Annotated in this window: 21 protein-coding genes; 16 read left to right on the top strand and 5 right to left on the bottom strand. The window is 60.3% G+C overall.

What is annotated here, in order from left to right; genetic code table 11:
- Positions 1-11: 11 nt before the first annotated feature.
- Entirely contained in the window at positions 12-1,676 is a 1,665-nt protein-coding gene (locus U5L73_RS00930) for a methyl-accepting chemotaxis protein (protein WP_322560603.1), read from the top strand.
- A 60-nt stretch (positions 1,677-1,736) separates the two neighbouring features.
- Here the strand turns inward: U5L73_RS00930 and purU are convergent, their stop codons facing one another.
- The 4 genes from purU to U5L73_RS00910 all read right to left on the bottom strand — a co-directional run bounded on the left by purU (position 1,737) and on the right by U5L73_RS00910 (position 4,972).
- On the bottom strand, positions 1,737-2,585 hold the full coding sequence (gene purU, locus U5L73_RS00925; protein WP_322560602.1) for a formyltetrahydrofolate deformylase: 849 nt from the start codon (positions 2,583-2,585) through the stop codon (positions 1,737-1,739).
- 56 nt (positions 2,586-2,641) lie between these two features.
- Entirely contained in the window at positions 2,642-2,944 is a 303-nt protein-coding gene (locus U5L73_RS00920; RefSeq protein ID WP_322560601.1) for a DUF3567 domain-containing protein, read from the bottom strand.
- 85 nt (positions 2,945-3,029) lie between these two features.
- Positions 3,030-3,740 carry a DUF3108 domain-containing protein gene (locus U5L73_RS00915; RefSeq protein ID WP_322561908.1) on the bottom strand — a complete coding sequence of 237 codons (711 nt, stop codon included), beginning with the start codon at positions 3,738-3,740 and terminating at the stop codon, positions 3,030-3,032.
- Between the two features lie 71 nt (positions 3,741-3,811).
- Positions 3,812-4,972: a DUF3108 domain-containing protein gene (locus U5L73_RS00910; RefSeq protein ID WP_322560600.1), complete on the bottom strand. Its 1,161-nt coding sequence runs from the start codon at positions 4,970-4,972 to the stop codon at positions 3,812-3,814.
- A 78-nt stretch (positions 4,973-5,050) separates the two neighbouring features.
- Between U5L73_RS00910 and U5L73_RS00905 the strand changes: the two genes are divergently transcribed.
- The 3 genes from U5L73_RS00905 (at position 5,051) to fghA (ending at position 8,200) form a co-directional block, all read left to right on the top strand.
- The gene (locus tag U5L73_RS00905; RefSeq protein ID WP_322560599.1) at positions 5,051-6,163 is read left to right on the top strand and encodes a fumarylacetoacetate hydrolase family protein; all 1,113 of its coding nucleotides are present in this window, start codon (positions 5,051-5,053) and stop codon (positions 6,161-6,163) included.
- The gene (locus tag U5L73_RS00900; protein ID WP_322560598.1) at positions 6,160-7,278 is read left to right on the top strand and encodes an S-(hydroxymethyl)glutathione dehydrogenase/class III alcohol dehydrogenase; all 1,119 of its coding nucleotides are present in this window, start codon (positions 6,160-6,162) and stop codon (positions 7,276-7,278) included. The genes U5L73_RS00905 and U5L73_RS00900 overlap by 4 nt, the downstream gene beginning before the upstream one ends.
- Before the next feature lie 61 nt (positions 7,279-7,339).
- Positions 7,340-8,200 (top strand): S-formylglutathione hydrolase, encoded by an 861-nt coding sequence (fghA, locus tag U5L73_RS00895; protein WP_322560597.1) that lies wholly within the window; start codon positions 7,340-7,342, stop codon positions 8,198-8,200.
- Positions 8,201-8,212: 12 nt separating this feature from the next.
- Here the strand turns inward: fghA and U5L73_RS00890 are convergent, their stop codons facing one another.
- Complete coding sequence (locus U5L73_RS00890) at positions 8,213-8,818, bottom strand: MarC family protein (protein ID WP_322561907.1); 606 nt, start codon at positions 8,816-8,818, stop codon at positions 8,213-8,215.
- 169 nt (positions 8,819-8,987) lie between these two features.
- Between U5L73_RS00890 and U5L73_RS00885 the strand changes: the two genes are divergently transcribed.
- The 12 genes from U5L73_RS00885 to U5L73_RS00825 all read left to right on the top strand — a co-directional run bounded on the left by U5L73_RS00885 (position 8,988) and on the right by U5L73_RS00825 (position 20,654).
- Positions 8,988-9,392, top strand: coding sequence for a DUF2946 domain-containing protein (locus U5L73_RS00885; protein ID WP_322560596.1), 405 nt, complete (start codon positions 8,988-8,990; stop codon positions 9,390-9,392).
- Positions 9,393-9,531: 139 nt separating this feature from the next.
- Positions 9,532-10,002, top strand: coding sequence for a YcnI family protein (locus tag U5L73_RS00880; protein WP_322560595.1), 471 nt, complete (start codon positions 9,532-9,534; stop codon positions 10,000-10,002).
- An 18-nt stretch (positions 10,003-10,020) separates the two neighbouring features.
- Positions 10,021-10,947 (top strand): copper uptake system-associated protein, encoded by a 927-nt coding sequence (locus tag U5L73_RS17265; protein ID WP_416221249.1) that lies wholly within the window; start codon positions 10,021-10,023, stop codon positions 10,945-10,947.
- A gap of 83 nt (positions 10,948-11,030) precedes the next feature.
- Positions 11,031-13,064, top strand: coding sequence for a TonB-dependent siderophore receptor (locus tag U5L73_RS00865; protein ID WP_322560594.1), 2,034 nt, complete (start codon positions 11,031-11,033; stop codon positions 13,062-13,064).
- Between the two features lie 49 nt (positions 13,065-13,113).
- Positions 13,114-13,530 carry a DUF2946 domain-containing protein gene (locus U5L73_RS00860; RefSeq protein ID WP_322560593.1) on the top strand — a complete coding sequence of 139 codons (417 nt, stop codon included), beginning with the start codon at positions 13,114-13,116 and terminating at the stop codon, positions 13,528-13,530.
- A gap of 91 nt (positions 13,531-13,621) precedes the next feature.
- Positions 13,622-15,019 (top strand): PepSY domain-containing protein, encoded by a 1,398-nt coding sequence (locus U5L73_RS00855; RefSeq protein ID WP_322560592.1) that lies wholly within the window; start codon positions 13,622-13,624, stop codon positions 15,017-15,019.
- Between the two features lie 12 nt (positions 15,020-15,031).
- Positions 15,032-15,670, top strand: a complete 639-nt coding sequence (locus tag U5L73_RS00850) for a Crp/Fnr family transcriptional regulator (protein WP_322560591.1) — start codon at positions 15,032-15,034, stop codon at positions 15,668-15,670.
- A 12-nt stretch (positions 15,671-15,682) separates the two neighbouring features.
- Positions 15,683-16,801: an ABC transporter substrate-binding protein gene (locus U5L73_RS00845; protein WP_322560590.1), complete on the top strand. Its 1,119-nt coding sequence runs from the start codon at positions 15,683-15,685 to the stop codon at positions 16,799-16,801.
- Positions 16,777-17,847 (top strand): iron ABC transporter permease, encoded by a 1,071-nt coding sequence (locus U5L73_RS00840; RefSeq protein ID WP_322560589.1) that lies wholly within the window; start codon positions 16,777-16,779, stop codon positions 17,845-17,847. Before U5L73_RS00845 ends, U5L73_RS00840 begins: the two co-directional genes overlap by 25 nt.
- A complete protein-coding gene (locus U5L73_RS00835) occupies positions 17,844-18,590 on the top strand; it encodes an ABC transporter ATP-binding protein (RefSeq protein WP_322560588.1) in 747 nt (248 codons plus the stop codon). The genes U5L73_RS00840 and U5L73_RS00835 overlap by 4 nt, the downstream gene beginning before the upstream one ends.
- A gap of 79 nt (positions 18,591-18,669) precedes the next feature.
- Complete coding sequence (locus U5L73_RS00830; RefSeq protein ID WP_322560587.1) at positions 18,670-19,350, top strand: PhaM family polyhydroxyalkanoate granule multifunctional regulatory protein; 681 nt, start codon at positions 18,670-18,672, stop codon at positions 19,348-19,350.
- A gap of 35 nt (positions 19,351-19,385) precedes the next feature.
- Positions 19,386-20,654: an FIST signal transduction protein gene (locus U5L73_RS00825; protein WP_322560586.1), complete on the top strand. Its 1,269-nt coding sequence runs from the start codon at positions 19,386-19,388 to the stop codon at positions 20,652-20,654.
- The last annotated feature ends 15 nt before the right edge of the window (positions 20,655-20,669 follow it).

Raw genomic sequence — 20,669 nt, 5'->3', positions numbered from 1 at the left:
GAGGGCTTGCCATGAGTAACGCTGACGTCGTACCCGAATCTTCTGCTTCTGTCGTTGGAAGCGGTGAGCCCCCTGAGTCGGTTCCTTACCGCCGCACGCGCATCGCTGCGCTGGACCGCTTGACGGTCCGCGCGACCTTGTGGATGGCGTTTGCCAGCATGCTGTTGGGCGCGGTGGTGATCGGGGTGTTCTCTCTTTTCCAGATGGGACGCTTGAACGCCTCCACCAAGGTGATTTACGAGCAGGAATACGCCGCTGGCCAGGCTGCCGAAGAGGCTCGTAGCCTGATTCTCCGCGCCAGCCGCGCCCAGACGCAGCTGCTGACGGCTACCACGGCAGCCGAGCGGGGCACCTTGGGCGCTGCGATTGAAACCAGCCTGGCGGATACTGCCAAGCGCTTGGACATCATCAAAGGCCTGTCTGACTCTGAGGAAGCCACGGCTACCAGCCAACAGCTGATGGATGCCATGGGCAGCTGGACCAAACGCCAACGTGCTTACATTGCGCTGGTGAAAGAGCAGCCCCTTGATCTCGTGCAGATGAGTACCGATGTGCCCACCGAGGATGCCCGCTTACTCAACGACACCCGCAAGTTGGAAAAGCTGGTCGACTCTTTGGTAGAGCAACGCGCACAGTCGGCCAAGGCCACGATTGAAATGGCAGGCCAGATTTACCAGTCCTCGCAAATGTGGGTCGTCGGCATCATGCTGCTGCTACTCGTGTTGTCGCTCGTGATCAGCGCTTGGGTTACCGGACGCTTGTCCCGCCAGTTGGGTGGGGAGCCTGCCTATGCCAAGTCCATCGCCAGCCGTATCGCAGATGGTGATCTGACCATGCAAATCCGGCTGGCCCCCAAAGACAACGACAGTCTGCTGTATTCGCTGCGCGACATGCAGACGAAGCTCTCCGACACCATGCGCGACATCGCCGACAGCTCCAAGCAAGTGGCCAATGCCTCGCGCGAGATCTCCATGGGCAACCTCGATTTGTCCCAGCGCACCGAGCAGCAAAGCGCCTCTTTGGAGAAAACCAGCACCAACGTGGAGCAGATGGCATCGCTGACCCGGCGTTATGCCGAGAGCGCTGCGGAAGCTGCACAGCTCTCGGGCAATGCCAGCCGCTCCGCCCGCTTGGGTGGAGAAGTGGTGGCCGATGTGATTCGTACCATGGAGAAGATCAGCAAGAGCACCCAGGCTATCCACGGCAATATCAGTGTGATTGAGGGAATCGCCTTTCAGACCAACATCCTGGCGCTTAATGCGGCGGTTGAGGCCGCGCACGCCGGCGAGCAGGGGCGTGGATTTGCTGTGGTTGCGCAGGAGGTGCGCTCACTGGCCGAACGCAGTGCCAAAGCAGCCCGCGAAATCAATGCGCTGATCGAGGAGTCCACCCGCCAAGTCACCGAAGGTGCAGAACTCGCCAGCAAGGCGGGCCAAACCATCAGCGAAATGGCAGAAACTGTCCAGCAAACCAGTGCTGTGATGGACGAGATCTCAGGCGCTTCGGCTCAGCAGAACCACGGTATTGAAGAGATCAACCGTGCGGTTGCGCAGTTGGATGACAGCACCCAGCAAAACGCCGCGCTGGTGGAAGAAGCCGCCGCTGCAGCGCAATCGCTGGATGAGCAAGCGCAGTCGTTGGATCAGTTGGTCGGGCGCTTCCACTTACGAAATTAAGCTCTGGTTGGCACCAACAAAAACGGCGGCCATGGCCGCCGTTTTCTATTTCCGGTGTCGTTAGCGGAAGATCACCGTCTTGTGGCCGTTGAGCAGCACGCGGTGTTCGCTGTGCCACTTGACCGCGCGTGCCAACACTTGGCTTTCGGTGTCGCGGCCTAGCGTGGTCAGGTCTTCTACGGTGCGGCTGTGGTCCACACGGGCCACATCTTGCTCAATGATCGGGCCTTCGTCCAGGTCCGCGGTGACATAGTGGGCGGTTGCGCCGATCAGTTTCACGCCGCGGTCATGGGCTTGGTAGTACGGCTTGGCACCCTTGAAGCTGGGCAAAAAGCTGTGATGGATATTGATGGCACGGCCATTGAGTTGTTGGCACATGTTGTCGCTCAGGATCTGCATGTAACGGGCCAACACCACCAGTTCAGCGCCTTCTGCCTCAACGATCTCGAGCTGCTTTGCCTCGGCCTGCTCTTTGGTCGCGGCAGTCACCGGGATGTGGTGGAAGGGCACGTTGTAGCTGGCAGCGAGTTGGTAAAACTCGCGGTGGTTGGACACTATGGCCCGGATGTCTAGTGGCAGCAAACCGCTTTTCCAGCGGAACAGCAAGTCGTTCAGGCAATGCCCTTCCTTGCTGACCATGATGACGGTGCGCACCGGCTGTGCCTGGGTATGCAGGCTCCATTGCAGCTGCAAGGTTTGTCCCAAGGTGCCGATCTGGGCTTTCAACTCATCCGCACTGAGCGAGTCGCAACTGAACTGCACCCGCATAAAAAACAATCCAGTGTCGTGGTCGTTGTACTGGGCTGCTTCTTCAATGTTGCCACCGCGTTCCAGCAAAAAACCCGAAACAGCATGGACAAGCCCCAGGCGGTCGGGGCAGGAAAACGTAAGAATATAGGTCTGGCTCATCTCCCGATTGTCGCAGTTCCGCGCAACCGGGGCAGAGCCGCCGGCAATGTCCCGAGTCAGTGAATCTGCACCGGCGTTTGCGCCAGCTCGGCATATTGCTCCAGGGTGTCTTCCACTTCCTCTTGGGTGGGCGTGTTGACTTGCCAAGCCATGATGTGCTGCTGGAAGAGTTCGGCCCAAGAGCCGTCCAGGTACACCTCCTTGTTGGAGCGTTTGTCCACAATTTCGAAGCCGTGGCGCGCCAGGCTCGGTACGCCCAAGGGGTAGCGCTCGTTTTTTTCCGGTGCCTGACCCTCGGCCTCGCCATTGGCGAGCATGTGGGTGACGGAGAAAGAATCGGAGTCGTAGAGCGTTTGCATAGGTGTTACCTGAGAGATGAACCGTAAATGGATGCCATCTGCACCGTGTCAAGAGTAGCAGCAAAAACGCGCCCGCGTGGGAACCTCAGCGGAATTGGGTATTTGCCCCCACTAAATCAAGGTAATCCCCGTTGGCCTCGGTAATGCGTATCCGCACCGGTACGTAGTGCGGGGTGGGCGCGTACCAGAGCTCCAGGCGCTGCTTGCGCTCTGCCGTGGGTTCATGGGTGAGCTTGATGGCCTGAAGCATCCCGCTTGGCAGCTTGACAGTCTCCGGTGCGGAAGGGTGAAAGCTCCATTGCTCGGCATACCGGTCACCGATCGCTTGCATGCTGATGGCTTTTCCCGAGGTGGCAGTTGTACCGGCTCCGCCCAACAGACTGGCGAGTTGCATGAACACACTGAGTTGGTCTTGGGCACCGCGCTGCAAAGGGGCATTCGGAGTGCCCGCGCTAAAGCGGACGCGACTGGTATCCCGCTCGAGGTAGGCAAATATCTCGGCCTGGCCTATTTTTTGGCTGCCAAACTTTTCCGGCTCTAGTCCGCTGGGGGTGAGCTTGCCGGTGCTGGTCCAGGCCTGCAGCGTCAGTCCGAACTTGCGAACCAGCAACTGTGTCTGGTAATTCTTGCCATCGCGCGTCCAGACCAGCTCCGCAGTGGCGCTGTAAGCAGTGGTCCCCAAACGCCCGATGACGTCATAGGACATTCGCACAGAGGGTGGCGGTTCGTAGACTACGGTGACCGGCGGCGAGGTCTCTGTGGGGCTGGTCTGGGACCATGAAGTGCTCGTCCACACGGCTGCGAGCGCCAGAATGGCGCGTCGGGTAAGGGGAGTAGATGGGGTAAGTGGCACAGGTGCGTCGCTTCTTAAAGGGGTTGGCTGCCGGTCCAGACCATGTCGAGCACGTTGCCGTTGGGTTCGGACAGTCGGATGTGGGCGGGCATGTAGGCCAGTTGGGGTGCTAGCCAGATTTCTGCTTTGGTGCTGTATTCCCCCGTGGGTTCGCGAGTGAGTTTGATGGCTTGCATATTGCCGCCCGGAACGCTGATGCGATCTTCTGCTGACACCACAAAAGTCCAGGTTTCCGCTTGCCTCGGGCCGATAGTCTGGAACGACAGCGAATCGCCAGCGCCGAACCGGTTGGGCTCACCGGCCCACATGCTCGCCAGTTGCATGAACACACTCATATGGTCTTGCGCCCCTGGTAGCAGCGGGGCGGGCGCTGAGTTGGCGCTAAAAATCACGCGGCCTTCTTCACGCACAAAGTGCGACGCGACTTCTGCGCGACGAAAGCCTTTTTCGCCGAATCGCGCAGGTGCCAGGCCGGCCACGGTTAACGCGCCTTTGCTGTTCCATTGCCGCAAACTCAGCATGAATTTGGTGACATTCAGGCTGGCTTGGTAGGCGGCGCCGTCGTGTCGCCACGCAATCGTTGCGCTCACCACGTTTTGTTGGCCGTCAGTCAGTCCGCTCACGTCGTAGTGGAGTTGCATTGGCGGTGGAAATGCAAAGCGCAAAGGCCGCTCGGTGCTCTTGGCGGGCGCGGTGGGCAGTGCCGCAGGATCAGGGGCCTCAGCGGCGCTGTCTGTGGCTTTGTCCAGACTTGCCGGCTCACTGGAGGGGGCTGCGGTGTCGACCTGTTCACCTGGCGAGTCTTCGGGCGGCGCAGTGGCCGCGCTGTCGCTTGCAGGCGTTGCGCCGGCACCGCTGGCGGTATCGCTATTGACGGCCACGCCAATGTCGGTGTGACGGGGGGCTGCGGCTGCAGGCCGCGTGCGTGCCACGACAGGGGCTGCCGCGGGCGGCGGGGTGTCCGGTTCGACCTGGCTTGCAATCACCCGGGTTGACAATGATGGCAGGAGCATAGGGGGCGCATCCACTGCGCTGCTTTCAGCCAGCCACGGCATGGTGGACGCAAAGCCGCCTAGCAAACTCCAGTGCAACACCAGCACCAAGACCCCCAGGGCTACGAGGTGCCAAGGGCGTCGGCGCAGAGGCGCTGAGGTGGCGTAATCGGTGGCCATCATGGTGTGTAGAACGTTGCGCGGCAGTGTACGGTAGACACAAGTGTGCGCGGGCTTTGCAAACCCAGCGAAAATGCGCGCATGAAACTCGCCACCTACCAGGACGGTACCCGTGACGGCCAATTGGTCGTGGTCTCGCGGGACCTGAGTCAGGCCCATTACGCCACCCATATTGCCAACCGATTGCAGCAGGTGCTGGATGACTGGAATTACCTTGCCCCGGCTTTGGAGGAGGTCTACACCCAGCTCAACCAGGGGCGGGCGCGTCACGCGTTCACCTTTGACCCGGCCCAGTGCATGGCGCCCTTGCCACGGGCATATCAGTGGCTTGATGGCTCTGCTTATCTGAACCATGTGGAGTTGGTGCGCAAAGCCCGGGGCGCGGAGATGCCCGAGAGCGCACAGACCGACCCCTTGATGTACCAAGGCGGAAGCGACGACTTGGCGGGCCCGCATGCCGATATCGTTTGCGCCAGCGAGGCCTGGGGCGCGGACTTCGAGGCGGAGCTCGCCGTGGTGACTGGCGATGTGCCCATGGGCTGCGCCTCAGACCGTGCCTTGGATGCAGTCCGCCTGATCGCGCTGGTCAACGATGTGACCCTGCGCAACCTCGTACCCGATGAGCTGGCTAAGGGCTTCGGATTTGTACAGAGCAAACCCGCGACCGCATTTGCGCCTGTCATGGTCACCCCGGACGAACTGGGCGATGCCTGGGCCCGCGGCCGGGTGCACCTGCCGGTGCAGTGCATATGGAACGGCCGCAAAGTCGGGCTCTGCGAGGCCGGGTCCGACATGCATTTCCACTTCGGTCAGCTCATTGCGCACGCGGCCAAAACCCGGCGCCTGCGGGCCGGCAGCATCATCGGCTCGGGCACCATCAGCAACAAAGGGGTGGCGCGCAAGAACCGCACAGACTGGCCCAATGGCTACAGCTGTATCGCCGAAAAGCGCGCCATGGAAATCCTGCAAGACGGCAAGCCCACCACGGAGTACATGAAGTTCGGCGACACCATCCGCATCGAGGTCAAAGGCCGCGATGGCGCCAGTGTGTTCGGCGCCATCCTGCAAGAACTCGTACCGGCGGAAGGCCGGCCGCGGGCTGCGGCTCAGACCAGCGCTGTCACCCCAGAATCCACCATTACCGATGCGTCTCCAGATGCATCTCCAGAAACCACCCTAGAGAACTCCGAATGAAAACACGTGCCGCCGTTGCCTGGAAAGCAGGCCAACCCCTCACCATCGAAACCGTGGACCTGCAAGGCCCCAAGTTCGGCGAAGTGCTCGTCGAAATCAAGGCTACCGGCATCTGCCACACCGACTATTACACACTGAGCGGTGCCGACCCTGAAGGCATCTTCCCCGCCATCCTGGGCCACGAAGGCGCGGGCATTGTGGTGGACGTGGGCCCGGGCGTGACCAGCCTCAAAAAGGGCGATCATGTCATTCCGCTCTACACCCCCGAGTGCCGCCAGTGCAAGTTCTGCCTGTCCCGCAAAACCAATTTGTGCCAGCTGATTCGCGGCACCCAGGGCAAGGGCCTGATGCCCGACGCCACCAGCCGCTTCAGCCTGAATGGCGACCCCATTTTTCACTACATGGGCACCAGCACCTTCAGCAACTACACCGTGGCGCCTGAAATCAGTCTCGCCAAAATCCGTGACGACGCTCCCTTTGACAAGGTTTGCTACATCGGCTGCGGCGTGACCACTGGCATCGGTGCAGTGATCTTCACCGCCAAGGTGGAAGCCGGCGCCAACGCCGTGGTCTTTGGCTTGGGCGGCATCGGCCTGAACGTCATCCAGGGCCTGAAGATGGTGGGCGCGGACAAGATCATCGGTGTAGACCTAAACCCTGAGCGCGAGGCCATGGCACGCAGCTTCGGCATGACCCACTTCCTGAACCCGAAAGACATCGAAGCCGCAGGCGGCAACACCGTGGACGCTATCGTTCAATTGACCGATGGCGGGGCCGACTACAGCTTCGAGTGCATCGGCAACACCAAGGTTATGCGCCAGGCGCTGGAGTGCACCCATAAAGGCTGGGGCCAGAGCATCATCATCGGCGTGGCGGAAGCCGGTGCCGAAATCTCTACACGCCCTTTCCAGCTGGTCACCGGCCGCGAATGGAAGGGCTCTGCCTTTGGTGGCGCGCGCGGCCGCACCGATGTGCCCAAGATCGTGGACTGGTACATGGAAGGCAAGATCAACATCGACAGCCTGATCACCCACACCATGCCGCTGGAAGACATCAACAAGGGCTTCGATTTGATGAAGCGCGGCGAGTCGATCCGCGGCGTCGTGATTTATTGATGAAAAGTGCTGCTGGCGCAGGTAATGCTTGCGCTGGTAGCTACTCCTTTGATAGCAAATAATGCAAAACCTCCACTTTGAACTGCTGAGCGAGCACGCGTGCTTCGGCGGCGTGCAGCGCTTTTACAAGCACGCCTCGGCAGAAATCGGGCTATCGATGCGCTTCGGCGTGTTTCTGCCGCCCCAGGTATCGGCAGGGCCGGTGCCTGCGCTGGTGTTTCTGGCGGGGCTGACCTGTTCTGAGGAAACCTTTGCTTTCAAGGCCGGTGCCCAGCGGGTGGCTGCCGAGTTGGGCCTCGCACTGATCACCCCGGACACCAGCCCGCGTGGTGCGGGGCTGGCGGGCGAGGCTGAGCATTGGGACTTTGGCGTGGGCGCAGGCTTTTACCTCGATGCCACCCAAGCCCCTTGGAGTGGCCACTGGCGCATGGAGAGCTATTTGATCGGCGAGCTGTTGCCGCAGATTGCCCGGGAGTTGCCGGTCGATGCCGCCCGTGTCGGCTTGAGCGGGCACTCCATGGGCGGCCATGGCGCCCTGACTCTGGCGCAACGCCACCCCGGCATGTTCAAAACCCTGTCGGCGCTGGCTCCGATTTGCGCCCCCACCCAGTGCCTCTGGGGCAAAAAGGCGTTGAGCGGGTATTTGGGGCCGGACGAGAGCCTGTGGGCCGCGCACGACGCCAGCGCCCTGATGGCCGCACAAACCGCTGCGCCGTACCCCGGCGGCATTCTGGTGGACCAGGGGCTGGCAGACAAGTTTTTGGACGAGCAGCTGTACCCGCAGGCCCTCGAGGCCGCGTGTGCCCTCGTCGGGCAGCCGCTTACCTTGCGCCGTCATGCGGGCTACGACCACGGGTACTACTTCATCAGTACCTTTATTGAAGACCATGTGCGGCACCACGCCGCGGGGCTGGCGGGCTAAGCAAAACGTGGATCAGCTGGCTGCGGCGACCTGCTGCACAAAGGTTTTGATGCCGCGCAGCATCATTTCAATCGCCACGGACACTAGCACCAGACCCATCAGGCGCTCTGCCGCCACGACCAGTCGGTCGCCGATGATGCGCTGAATCCGCTCGGCCGATACCAGCACAACGGCGCTGACCAGCATGGTCACGCAGAGCGCGCCGATCCACTCCATGCGGCGGTCGGGCTGTTGGGACACGAGCAGTAGCACCGTGGCCAGGGCCGAGGGGCCGGCCACCGCGGGAATAGCTAGCGGCACGATCAAGGGCTCGGTCTTGATTTCGCTCTCCGTTGTGCTCGGTGGAGGAAACACCATGCGCAGCGCAATCAGGAAAAGAATCACGCCGCCGCCGATCTGCAAGGACAGCTCGCTCAAATTCATCACCCGCAAAAAGCTCTCGCCCACAAACATGAAGGTCAGTAGCAGGGTGAAAGCGATCAGGATTTCCCGCAGGATCACCTTGTGCCGCCGCTCTGGCGCGACGTGTTTGAGCGCGTTGGCAAAGATGGGAATGTTGCCAATCGGATCCGTGATCAGGATCAGCAGAATGGTCGCAGAGGCGAAGGTGTAGTTCATCATGGCGTGTACCGTCGGGAGTGCCCGCGTGTTCGAAATAGCGCCAGAGAATAACAGCCAGCGCCGCCGGCTCGGTGGGGCGCGATTTGCCTGGAAAAGCGTAGATATTGATCAAGCTTGGGGCGATGCTGCCGACCCACTTTTGTGGGCTCGTACATAATTGCCATCCATGTCCTCCCTCCAATCCTTGCGCCAGGCACGCTCCGTCATCCGTTGGATGTTGGTGTGGTTGGCGGTCGCTTCACCCGTGGTGAACCCGCAGGCGCTCACCTTGGTGTGCACCACGGCCGGCGCCGTCAAGCTGGTGTCCGGCAGCGATGACACCGGCACCCAGCCCATGGTCCATGCGCTGGACTGCGTGCTGTGCTTGTCTGCAGGTGCGCCGCCGTCTGTCTTCCCTGGGGCGGTATCGCCCGAAACCCCTCCTGCCGTCCGGCCGATGGCCGCCTTCCGGCACTTCACCCCTCAAGATGCCGACCCCGCGTCGGCCCGCGGCCCCCCGCTTTGGTCTAAGTCCGTCGGCAGCTTATGGCTGCCCGGCTGGCGGCTCTCGCTTTTCATTCGTTTTTTGTGAGTCAGGTGTGCCTTGCCGTGCGTGTTAGCACCGGGCTACGCCGATCTTGTTGAGGTGTGGTATGGTTCGTTTTGCTATTAAATTGGTAGCTGCTTGCGCAATGATGACGGGCGCTAGTGCTGTTTTTTCTCATTTAACTTTGGCCGACAAGGCTGCAGCGGCCGGCGCGGGCTACCGGGCGGTTTTGCGGGTTGGGCATGGCTGCGCCGGTGCGGCCACCACGGCGATCACCGTGACAATCCCTTCCGGGTTCACCAGCGCGCAGCCCTTGGTCAAGCCGGGTTGGGTGGTGAGCACCAAAATCGGCAAGCTCGAGCAGTCTTATGAAGCCCATGGCAAAACCTACATCGAGGGCGTGCAGGAAATCACCTGGACCGCTAAAGGCGCTGAAAACGCGCTTCCCGATGCGTTTGCCGATGAGTTCGTATTCCGTGGCACTACCCCGAAAAAGCCGGGCACTCTGTGGTTCAAGGTTGTGCAAGCCTGCGACAAAGGCAGCAACGCCTGGGTCGAGATTCCTGCTGCCGGTAAGGATGCACACCAATTGAAATCCCCCGCAGCCCGTTTGGATGTGCTGGATGTACAGGCCGGTGGCGGTCACGCCCACTAATTTTTACCAGGAGTGTTTATGACGTTTTCCCGTTGGACCCTGACTGCAGCGTTGACTGCCGGATTCACCCTGATGGCCACAGGTGCCATGGCACAAGGCGCGGAGGTGCAAAACGCGTGGGTGCGTGCAATCGTACAAGGCCAGAAGGCCACTGGTGCCTTCATGACCCTGACCGCGCCCTCGGCATCCAAGCTGGTGGGCGTGAGTTCCCCCGTGGCTGGTGTCGCCGAGGTGCATGAGATGAAGATGGACGGCGATGTCATGAAAATGCGTGCCATCCCAGTTTTGGATTTGCCAGCTGGTAAAGCCGTGGAGCTCAAGCCCGGCGGTTACCACTTGATGCTGATGGATCTAAAACTGCCTTTGCAAAAAGACACTACCATTCCCATCACCCTCGTGTTCAAAGACGCGAAGGGCGTGGAAACCAAGAAAGAGCTCAAGCTGCCGGTCTCGCAAACTGCCCCCGCTGGAGCGGCAGCTGGAGGTATGCACGGTGACCACGGTGCCATGGGGCACGGGGCGACCTCGGCACCCAAAGGCACTGATGCCGAGCAAATTGCTGCGGTCATGAAGAAGCAGTTTGACCGCCCGGACGCGCCTTTGGCGGTGGCTCCGGTCACTGTGTTGGGCAACTACGCCGTAGCCGGGTGGATCCAGGCCAGCAAAGGTGGCCGTGCATTGATGCAAAAGGGTGCCAAGGGCTGGTTTATTTCGGTTTGTGCTGGTGATGGACTGAAGGATGCCAAGGTATTGCAAACCTCTGGCATGAACGCCGATCAGGCGATTAAGCTTGCCGCCGCCGTGAAAGCTGCCGAAGCAAAACTGAGCAAAGACCAATTGGCTTTGTTTGCAAGTTTTGAGGGAATGGTCAAAGTTGGAGCTGATGAGCAGGGCGCCCACAGCAAGTACCCCATGCCCGCCGGACACAAACACGGAGCTCACTAAATGAAGAATTGGAAGAAATGGGGCGCCTTGGTCGCCGTTGCTAGCGGGGGGGGGCATGGGTAAGTGCCCAAGAGGCAGCCCCTGTGAAGTCGTTGGCGACGGTGGAAGTGCGTGACTCGGTGGAGTTTCCAGTCCGCCTGCCTGCGAGAAACGTTGCCACAGGAACAGATGCTGCCAACATCGACGTTCCATTTGCTGTGTCAAACGTGCCTCAGGAGCTCGTGAACAGCCAAGGCGGTCGAACACTACAAGACGCCTTGCGCAACGTGCCGGGCGCGCAAGCGGATTCCGGCTTCAACGGCGTTCACACGCAGTTTTTTGTGATGCGGGGGTCTATTGCCGATAGCGGGACAGGCTCCAACCGGGTATTGCGAGACGGTGTACGTTTGTCCAATTACCCGTTTGTGAGTGCGTTCGTTGTGAGTGTGGATGTATTGCGTGGCCCCGGAGCGGCGCTTGGATTGCGGAGTGAGCCGGGTGGCACCGTGAACCTGATGAGTAAACAGCCAGAGCTGGCAAATTTTGGCTCGGTCCGTGCCTCGGTGGGGGGCTCTGGGGCCATGGGGCTATCGGCAGATATCAACCGGGTGCTGTCGGAAGAACATGAGCTGGCTGCCCGATTGGTCCTTACCCGTTCTGCGGCCAGCGAGTGGCGCCACACCCCTGACAAGCTCGATGGCGTCAAACTGGGCGTTGCGCAATCGGATGGAAGCCGCTACCGCCTGCGCGTCAATGCGGAGGCCACAAATCAGACCTACCAACCTGATTACGGTATCCCCTCGCTCAATGGCAGCCCCATCGATGTGCCGCGCGACCGGCAGTATGGTGAACCATGGGACAACTCCATGACCCAAAACCGTATCGTGGATATCCATGCGGACTTCGCATGGATCGCTGACACCCGGTTGAAGGTGGATTTGACGCACTTGGAGGCGCGCTCAACCTCAATCAAGAGCGGGCTCATCGGCAACATGAAGAATGCCAGCGGTCTTTGGGGGCGGTTCGCCGCCTATGAGCCCGGAACAGACCGGCTTATTGATTCGGTGGCCACCACCGTGGAAGGCAAATACAACGGGGGCAAGTTCCAGCACACGTTCATGCTCGGTGCCGATTACTACCGGGAAACGCTGCACCAGCCCTCACTGACGATCCCTGCCGCCAACAGCCCGGACATCAACGTTTTTGATCCCGTGTTCGGTTTGGTGAAGGCGCCAAGCACCGTGCTAGCGGCGGGCGCAACCACCCGTCAAAATTTGGAAAGCGTGGCGCTGTCCGTTCAAGATCAAGTCGTTTGGGGTGACTGGGCGGCCATCGCGGGGTTGCGGTTCGTACAACAGGACTTTATGTTCGGAACCACGGGTACGAAGTCAGTGGTGGAGAGCCGGTGGCTGCCGAAGTTGGGTGTACTGCGCAAGCTCTCGGAGGTCGACAGTGTGTATGCCAACGCCGCTATGGGCATGTCACCCAACCAGGTGTCATCCTCAAGCAATCAGTCGCTACCGTCGCGAGATAGCAAGCAGCTGGAGGTGGGTTGGAAGTCGCTGTGGAATGGTGGTGCTTTGGCATCCGACATTGCCGTGTATCAGCTCGACCAAACCAACATGATTGCTGATGACCAGACAACGGTCGCCAACGGCGACTTTACCGTCGACGGTAGTGCACGATCACGCGGTTTCGAAGCCTCGCTCTCTGGCGAACTCGCGCGTAGATTCTCGGTGAAAGTGGCTTACGCTTATACCGATTCGCAAATGTCAGAGCATCCATTGCACAAGGGCAAATTGACACCGAATGTAGCGGCTCACAGTCTGACGCTCTGGGGCCAGTACATGTGGCAACTCGACTCTGATATCCAGTCACTCACCGGGGCGGGAGTTTATGCCCAAACCAAGCGCTATGCAGACCGGGCCAACACGACGGAGCTGCCGGGTTACGCCCGCTTGGATATTACCCAAACATGGCGCAAACGCACCGGGAAAGGCAAGTCCGCAGAGCTGCAACTGGCGATTCGCAACGTGACAGATGCGAGTTACTTCGTGTCTAGCCACTTGCACGTAGCGCGTTGGGTCACACCCGCGGAAGGCCGCAATGCCTCTGTGTCTGTGAACTACACCTTTTAAGTAACGATTCACGGCACGACCATGGTCGTTCACCGAGACCCAATGCCTCATGCACTACCAGAGTTCTAAAGGACCTCATCAAGCCGGTCGCCCCTGGGCGATGTGGCTGGTGCTGTGCGTGCTGGTGTTGGGGGCGCTCGCGCCCACGGTGTCGCGTGCGCTGGTCTGGAGCACATCGGAACCTTTGCAGGAAATTTGCACCGCGGGTGGCGGTGCGATCTGGGTAAGTGCCTTACCGGATGCCACTGAGGGCGGAGCCTCAGATGGGCAGTCCCCACTTCCCTCCCTAGACCATTGCTTGTTGTGCCTGCAAGCCGCGGAGCGCAGCGCAGCCCCGCTGCCCCATCAGCCTTACCTCTTCTTGGCGCTTGGCGGAACGACGGCGCGCCCGCACCGGCAGGCGTTTTTCCTCTTCAGCAACATCCAGCGGACACCTCCCGCGCGCGGCCCACCTGCGCAAGCCTGAACATGATTGCCCTGCCGGGGCGCGCTTCTTCAAGGGCAGCATGCGTTGTATGTCTGCTCCCTAATGTTCCCGCTTTTTGGATGTTTCCCACATGTCGTCTTCTGCTGCGCCTGCGCGCGCGCCCTCGTCGTCCCGTTTCTATGCCGCCGCTTGGCGATGGCACTTCTACTCGGGCTTGTTTGTCGTTCCCTTCCTTAGCATGTTGGCGATCACCGGACTGGTGATGGTCTATTTCACCGGCTTCCAGAGCCGGCTCGGTAACCTGGTGTACGTCGAGCCGCAAAACAGCACGCAGGCCGTTACCGCTCAGGCTAAGGCGGTCCTGGACGGACTCCCTGGCGCGACCCTCAAGGAATACATCGCTCCCAAAGAAAGAGGCCTGAGCGCATGGTTTGTGGTGATGCGCAACGGCGCGACCGAGGCGGTTGCCGTGGACCCTTACACCGCTCGAGTGCTCAAGACGGTGGACAAGGAGAGCACCATTTATGCATGGGCTGAAAAAATCCACGGCACCTTGTTGGTTGGGGATGCTGGTGACCGGATTTTGGAGGTGGCCGCTGGCCTCGGTATCGTGATGATCGTGACTGGGCTCTATCTATTTTGGCCTCGCAATGGAGGTCGTTGGTCCCAGGTGTTGGTGCCTGACTGGCGAGCCAGTGGACGCCGGTGGTGGAAGTCGGTGCACTCCAGCGTCGGCTTTTGGGTCAGCACCGTTTTGTTGGCCTTCTTGTTGACCGGCATGTCGTGGACCGGCATCTGGGGCGGCAAGCTGGTGCAACCGTGGGCCACCTTTCCGGCAGCCAAATGGGATGCGGTGCCCACGTCGGATCTCACCCATGCCAGCCTGAATACGGCGGGTGGGCATGAAGTTCCTTGGGGGCTGGAGCAAACGCCTCTGCCTGTATCGGGTTCTGACGCTGGTTCTCTGGGCGTTGCTGCTGGCGAGCCTGTCAATTTGGACGGTGTTTCTGCGCTGGCCTATCGCCTCGGTTTTGCGGGCCAGTTCCATATCAACGTGCCGCAGGACGCCAAAGGGGTCTACACCATCTCTGCGGACACCATGAGCGGTGATCTCGCCAACCCGTTCAAGGACCGCACGGTCCATGTAGACCGCTACACCGGTCGCGTTTTGGCGGATGTGGGGTTTGCCGACTACTCGTTGGTTGCGAAAGCGATGGCCATCGGCATTGCGCTGCACACAGGCGATGTGGGCCTATGGAGTGCATGGGCCAACGTGCTGTTTTGCCTGGCCATTGTGTTGCTCTGCGTGAGCGGTGCGGTGATGTGGTGGGTCCGCCGCCCGCAGGGGAGCGGTCGCTTGGTTGCGCCAGCGGTGCCTGCGCAGGCGCCTTTGTGGAAAACTGGCGCACTGGTGATGGTGATCACCGGGCTGGCATTTCCATTGGCGGGCGGGGTCTTGCTGGCAGTCGTCGTTTTGGACTGGCTGCTCATTTCCCGGATTTCGGCGCTCAAGAACGCCTTGTCCTGATGGAGCCAAAGTATGGAAACCCGATTACAAACATCCGGCGATGAGCTTGCTGCCCTAGAGCTTGGCGTGGGTGCAGCCTTGACGGTCTGTCAAATGCAGAACATCTGGCGTTTGGACAGCGGCGCCATGCGCGTGGGCAATCTGCGAGTCGATGGTGAGGTCGAGCTTGTCTGCATGGCTCTTCCGGGTGACCTGGTGGGGGTGGAGTACTGGGCGGGTGAGCAGATCGCCCTGCATGCAAGTGCCGTACTACCCACCCGACTGGTGCCGGTAGACATGGGCCGAATGTCACTGGAGCTTGTGCTGCGTGAGGCGCTACTCACGGCGCGCCGGCGCAGCATGGAAATCGTAGCGGTGCGTTCGGGCCCAGTGGCGGAACGAGTTCGCTCCCTGTTGTTGCTGCTGGCCGATGCCATCAGCAATCTGCCGGACAAAGCGTTGCCAAGTATCAAGGAGACCGCCGAGCTGGTGGGCTCTTCACCAGAGACTGTGTCCCGGGTGCTCAGTCACCTGAAGCAGCTTCAGCTGCTGGTAGACCGCCGGCGTGGCAGAGGTGCTTTGGACATGGATTTGTTGAGGGATGCACGGTTCGGGGAGGGTATGACCTCCAGCGCGGTTCGTCTGCAACCGCATGCCATGCAATCAATTTAAAAAGGAATGAGTATGTTGATAAAGAATATTTGGATGCTGCTGGCGCGACTCTCCGTGGCATGGCTCGCTTGGTCTGTGATGGGGCTGGCCTCTGCAGCAACCATCGAGGTGACCGACGCGTTGGGTCGCAAAGTCAAACTGACCTCGCCGGTACAGCGTGTGGCGCTCAACTTTAATTTTGAAGAATTTACGGCGGTTGCCGGTAAAGAGGGATGGTCCAAAGTAGTGGGTATTTCGCGCACACCTTGGGAGGGCTGGCGTCCAGTCATATTTAAGCGCTATTCGGAGGTCATCCCCAACCTGCAGGCAATGCCTGATATCGGCCACTCAGATGACGGTACCTTCAGCGCTGAAAAGGTCATCGCCCTGAAGCCGGATGTGCTACTCATTGCCGAGTGGACTTACAAAGCCCTGGAGACTGCGCGTGGCCAGATTGAGGCGGCGGGCATTCCTATTGTGGTGGTGGATTACAACGCCCAACTGCTAGATCGACACCTCGCCTCTACGCGTGCCTTGGGCAAGGTAATGGGTACAGAGGCCCGAGCCGAAGAGCTGGCCAAGCTGTACGAGCGGGAGTACACCAACATCATCGCGCGCATCCCTAAAAACGCGACACGCAAAAAGGTCTACGTTGAGCTGGGTCAGGCTGGAGCTGAAACTGTGGGTAACAGTTACAGCGGCACCATGTGGGGCAAGATCATCACCACACTGGGTGCGGAGAATCTGGCCGATGGCAAGTTGCCCGGACCTTGGGGGCCTTTGAACCAAGAGGCGGTGATCGCTGCGGATCCAGATCTGGTCTTCTTTGCCGGGTCATCCTGGGTGAATCGCCCCAAGGCAGTCCGAACTGGCTACGAGGCCACTGCGGACATTACCCGCAAGAGCTTGGAAGCCTATGTTCAGCGTCCGGGATACAGCAGCATGAAGGCCGTGAAATCTGGCGAGGTTCATGCCATTGAGCACGGTCTGTGCCGCACCCTGTTTGATTTCGTAGCCATGCAGTACATCGCCAAGCGTCTGTATCCCGAGGCATTCAAGGATGTTGATCCGGACGCCTCGTTTCGTAGCTATCACGAAAAGTACCTCCCCGTGAAGTACGCCGGCGTATGGATGCTGCCCCTCAAGCCCTGATGACATCCCGTGGCGATGCGGTTGTCACGGCCTATCAGGCTGCGACCCGGCGGCGTTGGTGGGCACTCTTTTGCGCGCTAATTGTTATGGTGATCGGGGTCCTGCTGGATACGGCCACGGGGCCGGCCATGCTTCCCGTGGGGCTGGTGGCGAAGGCGGTGCTTGGGGCGCCGGTGGATGACTCTGTGCAGGCCATTGTGTGGTCTATCCGTCTGCCGGTGGCTCTGACGGCATTGGTGGTCGGTGCGTCGTTAGGGTTGTCGGGTGCCATCATGCAAACGATCTTGAACAACCCATTGGCCTCCAGCTACACCCTGGGTATTTCGGCCGGTGCGGGCTTCGGTGCGGCGTTGGTTATTGTGCTTGGTGCCTCTCTGCCTGTGCCCGAAGCGTATGCCATACCGCTGAACGCCATGCTCTTTGCCGGGCTCGCATGTGGTGGTGTTTACTTCATCGGAGGCGCACGCCGGGCGAGTGCCGAGGGTTTGGTGTTGGCGGGCATTGCGCTGCTGTTTTTGTTCCAGGCCATGACTTCGCTGCTGCAAATGGTGGCCTCCCCTGAGTCTCTGCAGCAGATCGTGTTTTGGTTATTTGGGAGCTTGCAGAAGGCCGGTTGGACCAAGTTGTGGATCATGCTCACCGTGCTTGCAGCGTGCATTCCCTGGCTGATGGCAGATGTCTGGCGGCTCACAGCGCTCAAGCTGGGGGATGCTCGTGCCAGTGCACTGGGGGTGAATGTGCGCGCGTTGCGATTGCGTTCATTCGTCTTGATTTCGGCATTGACGAGTGTGGCGGTGGCGTTTGTAGGCACCATCGGCTTTGTCGGACTGGTAGCACCGCATGTGGCACGCATGTTGGCGGGGGAGGACCAGCGCGGTTTTTTGCCGTTGTCTGCATTGTGCGGGGCCGCTCTTCTGTCACTGGCATCAGTGGCTAGCAAGACCATCTCACCCGGTGCCATATTTCCTATCGGCATCGTGACCTCCCTGATTGGAGTCCCTTTCTTTATCGGATTGGTGCTACGCACCAGGCGGGTGTACTGGTGAGCTTGACTCTTGATGGTGTAGGTGTGCAATACGGTCGCCGGATGGTCGTGCGGAGCGTGGATACATGCGCGCAGCCCGGCCGAATACTAGCGCTGGTAGGTCCTAACGGTAGCGGTAAAACCAGTCTTATTAAGGCGGTCGCGGGGCTAGTCCCTTACAGCGGGCGTATCGCGTTTGCTGGCGTTGCTGGCCGACCAAAGGCACTGGGCTACATGCCGCAGGATCAGCAAGGACCTATGGCGCTCTCGGTGGTGGAGGTCGTGCTGCTAGGGCGGCTGGATCGTCTGCATTTGCGAGTCATGGAGCAGGATCTCGACGCGGTCCGTGGTGTGCTGCGGCGCCTTGGGATTGAGCACTTGGCAGGGCGTGACGTTGGCGAGCTCAGCGGGGGGCAGCGTCAGTTGGTCTACCTGGCGCAAGCCTTGGTATCGGACCCAGAGGTGCTGCTTCTGGATGAGCCTATCAGCGCGCTGGACATTAACCACCAATTGGAGGTTTTGGAGCTCGTCGCAACGATGACTCGTGAGCGGCAACTTTGCACGGTTATGGTGCTGCATGATTTGCAGGCCACTGCGCACTATGCGGACGATGTGGTCCTACTCTCAGATGGTGCGGTGGTGGCTTGCGGCACGCCCGAGGAGGTACTGACACCGGACACCATGCGTCGTGTTTTTGGTGTGCAGATGGAGGTGCTGACCACCCAATCCGGGCGCAAGGTGTTGGTCCCAGTCGCGTTGGCCTGAAACCGCCGCTTTTTTGCACCTCACCCGGTGCAGCTTGGAGTAAGCTGTACGCAGGGCTGCATGTCCAATAGGAGCATTCATGAGCGATTCAGACACCACCGGTTTCGGCAAATTCGTGCCCGGTTTTGATTTTCTGCAAAACCTGGCCAAAGGTGCCGGCAGCAACATTCCCCAGATGCCCAACTTGGGCAACTGGGTGGCCCCGACCTTGAATGTGGAGGAGCTCGACAAGCGCATCGATGAGCTGAAAAATGTGCACTTCTGGCTGGAGCAAAACTCGCGGGCTCTGGCCGCCACCATCCAGGCGCTGGAGGTTCAGAAGATGACGCTGGCCACGCTCAAGGGCATGAATTTCAACATTGGCGACATGGCCAATGCACTCAAGCTCAAGGCGGCTGATTCGGTCTACAGCGGTGTCCAGAAAGCGACCGAGAAAGCCACCGAAACCGCAAAATCCATTGCCGAGGCTGCCACCGGCAAACTCGACAGAAAATTCGAGAGCAAGTCTGCCGATACGCCGGCCGCCAACCCGCTGGGCGACCCCCTGCAGCTGTGGGGCGCATTGACCCAGCAGTTCCAGCAGATTGCTGCCAACGCGCTCAAAGAAGCCACGAGCAAAACCGCGGTCGACATCACCAAAAACATGGCCGCCGGCTTAGCCAAAGACGCGCTGAAAACAGCCAAAGCAGCGACTAAGAAGGCGGTTGCCAAAAAAGCGGCGCCGCGCAAAGCGCCGGCCCGCAAAGCCAGCGGCCGTTAGGCCTGCGGTTCATTCATGGAGTCGGTACACCTGTGATGCGATTGTTTCCCTATGCCCACGCCACCCATCCGCAGTGGCCTGTGGCTGCCGCGCTGGTGGTGGCCCAGTTGCGTGGGCAAATGGCGCTGCCCGATTACGCGTCCCAGCCCACGCTGGCCTTGCTCTACATCACCGACCATTACGCACCCCATGCGCAAGACATTCTGGAGCACTTGAGTGGTGAGCTTCCGTTGGTCAGTGATTGGTCAGGGACGGTAGGGGTCGGGATCGCTAGCAACAACGTCGAGTATTTTGATGAGCCCGCTCTGGCTGTGATGCTGATGGAGATACCTGGCGACCAATACCGGGTGTTCTCAGGGGTTGCGCCCCTGGGGCTTGGCTTTGAGGCCCATACGGCGTTGGTGCATGCTGATGGCAGTACCGTTGATTTGGGGGATTTGCTGGAGGAAATGGCCCGCCGTACCAGCACCGGCTACCTGTTTGGCGGCCTTAGTAGCAGTCGGGGGCGGAGTGTGCAGTTTGCTGTGGCAGCCGATGGCAATTTGAAGGGTTACGGGACGGCGAGTGGCGTTTTCTCCGGGGGCCTGAGTGGGGTCGCTTTTTCCCGCGAAGTTGCGCTGGTTTCCCGGGTTACGCAAGGGTGCAGTCCAGTGTCCAAAACGCGCACGATCACTGAGGCAGATCGCAATGTGGTGATTTCCTTGGACGGCAAGCCGGCGCTGGACGTGCTTTTGGAGGATTTGGGGATCACATTGGAGCAGCCTGAAGCGGCGCTGCCCACCTTGCGGGCGACCCTAGTGGCCTTGGCTGACAGTGCTGCAGACCACGCGCCCGGCATGGTGCGCAGTACCGGCAACTTCGGAAGCGAGGTCATGGTGCGCCACATCATCGGGCTGGATCCCGGTCGCAGTGGATTCGCGGTGGCAGAGCAGATCAGCGCAGGAGCACAGTTGGCATTCTGTCGCCGCAACCGCGAGGCGGCCCGCGCAGACCTGATGCGCGTCGGCGCTGAAATCCGAGAGGAGCTGGAGCCGCATGAGTGGAGTGTTGCTGTGGCGAATGCACTGCACGCGGAAGAGGCGCTGTCGGCTCCTCACCCGGCACGCCGCATTGCGGGCGCGGTGTATGTCAGCTGCTCCGGCCGCGGTGGTCCCCATTTTGGTGCCCCTAGCGCTGAGATGCAGATCGTGCGGCGTGCATTGGGTGATGTTCCTCTGGTGGGTTTTTTTGCGGGCGGCGAGATCGCGTCTGATCAGCTGTACGGATATACCGGGGTTTTGACGGTATTTACGAATCCAGAATGAGATAACAGGAGGTTG

This window comes from Rhodoferax sp. (assembly GCF_034520025.1).
Taxonomy (GTDB): Bacteria; Pseudomonadota; Gammaproteobacteria; order Burkholderiales; family Burkholderiaceae_C; genus Allorhodoferax.
This window is presented reverse-complemented; position numbering and strand designations above follow the sequence as displayed.

Coding starts and splice junctions, on each gene's coding strand:
- U5L73_RS00930 (WP_322560603.1), top strand. CDS start 12: ATGAGTAACGCTGACGTCGTACCCGAATCTTCTGCTTCTGTCGTTGGA.
- purU (WP_322560602.1), bottom strand. CDS start 2,585: ATGAGCCAGACCTATATTCTTACGTTTTCCTGCCCCGACCGCCTGGGG.
- U5L73_RS00920 (WP_322560601.1), bottom strand. CDS start 2,944: ATGCAAACGCTCTACGACTCCGATTCTTTCTCCGTCACCCACATGCTC.
- U5L73_RS00910 (WP_322560600.1), bottom strand. CDS start 4,972: ATGATGGCCACCGATTACGCCACCTCAGCGCCTCTGCGCCGACGCCCT.
- U5L73_RS00905 (WP_322560599.1), top strand. CDS start 5,051: ATGAAACTCGCCACCTACCAGGACGGTACCCGTGACGGCCAATTGGTC.
- U5L73_RS00900 (WP_322560598.1), top strand. CDS start 6,160: ATGAAAACACGTGCCGCCGTTGCCTGGAAAGCAGGCCAACCCCTCACC.
- fghA (WP_322560597.1), top strand. CDS start 7,340: ATGCAAAACCTCCACTTTGAACTGCTGAGCGAGCACGCGTGCTTCGGC.
- U5L73_RS00890 (WP_322561907.1), bottom strand. CDS start 8,818: ATGAACTACACCTTCGCCTCTGCGACCATTCTGCTGATCCTGATCACG.
- U5L73_RS00885 (WP_322560596.1), top strand. CDS start 8,988: ATGTCCTCCCTCCAATCCTTGCGCCAGGCACGCTCCGTCATCCGTTGG.
- U5L73_RS17265 (WP_416221249.1), top strand. CDS start 10,021: ATGACGTTTTCCCGTTGGACCCTGACTGCAGCGTTGACTGCCGGATTC.
- U5L73_RS00860 (WP_322560593.1), top strand. CDS start 13,114: ATGCACTACCAGAGTTCTAAAGGACCTCATCAAGCCGGTCGCCCCTGG.
- U5L73_RS00855 (WP_322560592.1), top strand. CDS start 13,622: ATGTCGTCTTCTGCTGCGCCTGCGCGCGCGCCCTCGTCGTCCCGTTTC.
- U5L73_RS00850 (WP_322560591.1), top strand. CDS start 15,032: ATGGAAACCCGATTACAAACATCCGGCGATGAGCTTGCTGCCCTAGAG.
- U5L73_RS00845 (WP_322560590.1), top strand. CDS start 15,683: ATGTTGATAAAGAATATTTGGATGCTGCTGGCGCGACTCTCCGTGGCA.
- U5L73_RS00840 (WP_322560589.1), top strand. CDS start 16,777: ATGGATGCTGCCCCTCAAGCCCTGATGACATCCCGTGGCGATGCGGTT.
- U5L73_RS00830 (WP_322560587.1), top strand. CDS start 18,670: ATGAGCGATTCAGACACCACCGGTTTCGGCAAATTCGTGCCCGGTTTT.
- U5L73_RS00825 (WP_322560586.1), top strand. CDS start 19,386: ATGCGATTGTTTCCCTATGCCCACGCCACCCATCCGCAGTGGCCTGTG.